This is a genomic window from Paraburkholderia sp. SIMBA_027, from assembly GCF_046535315.1.
GTDB lineage: Bacteria > Pseudomonadota > Gammaproteobacteria > Burkholderiales > Burkholderiaceae > Paraburkholderia > Paraburkholderia tropica.
This window is the reverse complement of record NZ_JAWRWY010000982.1, coordinates 1-258: the sequence shown is the minus strand read 5'-3', so window position 1 is coordinate 258 and position 258 is coordinate 1. Positions and strand designations below refer to the sequence as shown.

1 pseudogene is annotated in these 258 nt (G+C 67.4%); it reads left to right on the top strand.

What is annotated here, in order from left to right:
- A pseudogene (locus SB764_RS42035) lies at positions 1-108 on the top strand (peroxiredoxin); the annotation flags it as partial.
- Between the last annotated feature and the right edge of the window lie 150 nt (positions 109-258).

Here is a 258-nt window from a genome sequence, read left to right as displayed (position 1 = left end):
ATCACGCCGGATGGCAGGATCCTGTACGAATACACCAACATGAATCCCGAAGCCCACGTCAGCAACACCATGCGCGCGCTGCGCGAATGGAAGGCCGGCCGCAAGTGATTGGCTGAACGCGGCCGCACCGGGGATCACGTTCGGCCGCCCGGCAAGTATCCGCTGACCGGCGGCGACGCCCGGCAGGGAACGGCCGCCGGCCGCGCGCTAAACGCTGCTCCGACTCAGTTGAACGGCCACACGGTCGGATGCGTGCCC